This is a genomic window from Vibrio mimicus CAIM 602 (assembly GCF_000338875.1).
Lineage (GTDB): Bacteria > Pseudomonadota > Gammaproteobacteria > Enterobacterales > Vibrionaceae > Vibrio > Vibrio mimicus.
Window position 1 is genome coordinate 1 of sequence record NZ_AOMO01000057.1, and the last position, 3,145, is coordinate 3,145.

Annotated in this window: 4 protein-coding genes; all 4 read right to left on the reverse strand. The window is 36.6% G+C overall.

Going from position 1 to position 3,145, the window contains the following annotated elements; translation table 11 throughout:
- Window positions 1–302 precede the first annotated feature (302 nt).
- Window positions 303–440 carry a YHYH domain-containing protein gene (locus tag D908_RS23050; RefSeq protein ID WP_115236354.1) on the reverse strand — a complete coding sequence of 46 codons (138 nt, stop codon included), beginning with the start codon at window positions 438–440 and terminating at the stop codon, window positions 303–305.
- Window positions 441–653: 213 nt separating this feature from the next.
- Complete coding sequence (locus tag D908_RS22415; protein WP_200860409.1) at window positions 654–1,604, reverse strand: P-loop ATPase, Sll1717 family; 951 nt, start codon at window positions 1,602–1,604, stop codon at window positions 654–656.
- Window positions 1,573–2,217: a hypothetical protein gene (locus D908_RS22420; RefSeq protein WP_200860410.1), complete on the reverse strand. Its 645-nt coding sequence runs from the start codon at window positions 2,215–2,217 to the stop codon at window positions 1,573–1,575. Before D908_RS22420 ends, D908_RS22415 begins: the two co-directional genes overlap by 32 nt.
- 366 nt (window positions 2,218–2,583) lie before the next feature.
- On the reverse strand, window positions 2,584–2,997 hold the full coding sequence (locus D908_RS03875; protein ID WP_000451539.1) for a GNAT family N-acetyltransferase: 414 nt from the start codon (window positions 2,995–2,997) through the stop codon (window positions 2,584–2,586).
- Window positions 2,998–3,145 lie beyond the last annotated feature (148 nt).

The window sequence follows — 3,145 nt, forward strand, 5'->3', positions numbered from 1 at the left end:
AAAATCTGTTTCTTCCATATTTGCCCATATCACCTAACGCCCGCCTAAGGGGCTGACAACGCATAACACTAAACTCAAGCACAACAACCAAAACCACCGCGACTCAATGGGACTAGAAACGCCACGCGTTGACAGTCCCTCTTGAGGCGTTTGTTAGGCCGAGCTTAAGGAGACTCAGATTTGTGTATTTATATTACATTTATAGACAATTCATTTATGCATCAACCTAGCAATCAAATTGCCACATACACAAAAAAGGTGTGAAGAATCACACCTTAAAATTAGTATTGTGGCTGGCTGAATCACTTGCGCTTATGACAGTGGTACTCACCTGTCTTATGATTTGTATGACAACCATTTGAGTCCGTACCACCAGAGTGTGCAAAAGCTGTCCCAACCAAACCGAAACAAACTGCTAGTAAAATCAATACTTTTTTCATATTTACATCCAGTTATCGCATTAAAACTGCGAGCATACTCTCACATATGCAACCAGATTAAAGTGATTCGTATCAAAATTAGGCCTAACGCCCGCTTAAGGGGCAGCCAACGCCACTACTGACTCTCCGCATAACACAGTAACAACGAAAACCAACGCATAGTAAAAATGCCATGCGCTGGCTGTCCCTCTTGAAGCGTTTGTTATACCTCGGCTAATTCCGATAAAACAGAGGGTGTATTTTAAAAGTTTTATTTAGGTCTGTAATATCAAGTTCTTGTTTTTCAAAAGAAGAATAAATTGTCAAACTTTTAGATTTCTTGAACCCTATAACACCGACTGTAAACCATACTTTTAATAGTTCTTCCATACTTACCATTCTGTTATTATGCTTTTCATCTTCAGGATCAAGATTTGGTCTGTCAAGGAGGTAATTTAACACCTTATCTTTTATATTTTGATCAAGTTCAGAACAATTAAACTCATTTACTGTTATATATGACAATGCATCAAGATAGTCTTTAATATATGGAAATATACTTTTCCATTCTTTAACTAACGCACTTTTACGTTTTGCGTAATATTTCTCTTCTGCTTCAAGAACAATATCTTCGTTTAATTCCACCCCACCATTGCACTCCGCCAAACAAGAGTTTACAAAATCTATGGCATCACGTGGCCGAAGCATTGTCCTGTCTAAGATAAATTCATCTGCTTTACAACCGTCGACTTGGAAATAGAAAACATCGGCTAATGTTACTTTCTGTCTACCTTGATATTGATCTTTAATCAGTTGATTAATACGCAAATCTAAAATCTCTCTTATTTCTTTTTTATTCCAAGAAATAGCGTAAATCAGTGATTGATCTTTTTCATCTTGTCTTAAATTATTTTGATATATACCCATAAGAATATCAGTTCTTATCGATATTAATATTTTAACTGATTTTATATCTAAAAGTTCTTTGAATGCTTCTAGCAATGCATTTATAAAGTCATGTCTAATGTTACTAGCACTGAGCCAAGACTTATCAAGATCATCAATACTAATGATTATTCTATTCTGCTGACGATCTCCAGAAAATTCAGCATTTATAACTTTTATCAATTCTTTCTGTTTTCTGAGGAGTTCTCTACTTACATAACTTGATGTTTCTCGCTGCACTTTTTTGCATCGACTCATCACTGTATTTACCAGTAGCAGAACCTAATTCAAAATTTGCTTTACCTGATAACTCTCGTTGCATTTTTTCGGTTATTTCAGTAACAACATTATCATTAAAGAAATTGTCCTTATATGCCAACAAGTATTCATTGGCAATATCTGGCTTATACGGTTTTTTGGGATTTCCAACTAGATCACCAATAAAATCAAAAAAACTTTGGTAAGAAGAACGGTATAGTTGGTTTATTACTTTAACAAGTAAAACATGCAACCATAGTGATTTATAAAATGCCCGTAAGTCTATACCATTTCTTATAAGATCTGATACAAACCTATTATTATTAATGTGTTCAAAAACTGTATTTTCAGCTTCTATAGTGTCGTGAACTTTGACATTACCATGAGTGACAATTTGCTTCAAAAGGGCTGTTTTACCACTTCCTGTTCTACCTACAATAACCCTTCTAGGAAAATCTGGATTTTCATTGCTTGGGTCAAAATTGACAATACCTTTGAATACTTCTGACTCATAAAAGCAGTCACTTAAAAATGAATCTGTTTCAGCATCTAAATTACCAATAATTGCATTTTTTCTAAATTTGTAGTTCGCCATATTATTTTAAGCTCAGCCGAATAAAAACGTCTACTCAATAATACATCAAATAAATACAGATCTATTAGAAATTTATTTGAACTTTATCTCACTAACGAAAGAAACATTTAAATCAATATCACCAGCTATAATGCATTTTGATTGTATATGCATCGCAAATAATTAATTTCGGTTCTCTGGCGATTTTGAATTTTATAAAACAGCCCACAATGCAAACAAAGAGGTATAACGCCCGCCTAAGGGGCTGACAACGCATTACCAATAAACTCAAACACAACAACTGCAACCACCGCGGCTCAATGGGACTGGAAACGCCGCGCGTTGACAGTCCCTCTTGAGGCGTTTGTTATAAGCAAGATACCAACGTTACAGAAGCTCTTCTAAATCCGACATTAGCCATGCGCTGTTATGCTGCTTAAAACCAATTTTTGGATAGTATTTTGTTGCTTGTGGAGCTGCTAACAAAATCAACTTACAACCTTTTTTCAGACTAACGAAAGTCTGTCGGATCAATTCTTTGCCAATACCTTTCGATTGGATCTGCTCCGAGACAGCCAAATCCGATAGATAACAGCAGTAATGAAAATCTGTCACTGAACGAGCAATGCCGACAAGCCGCTCACCAATCCAAGCTGAGACAAGCAAATCCGCATTTTCCAACATCCCACTGATACATTCGTAATTATCGGTTGGACGTCTAGCTCCAAGCGTTGTCTGATTGAGCAGATCCACAAACTGCTCTGGCGTAATTGGGCGATTTACAAAATATTCAACTTCCATTTTTTACTTTCCTTTAAAGCCCAAACTTCAACTTGCTTATAACGCCCGCCTAAGGGGCTGACAACGCACTTACCACTAAACTCAAACACACCAACTGTAACCACCGCGGCTCAATGGGACTGGAAACGCCGCGCGTTGACAGTCCCTC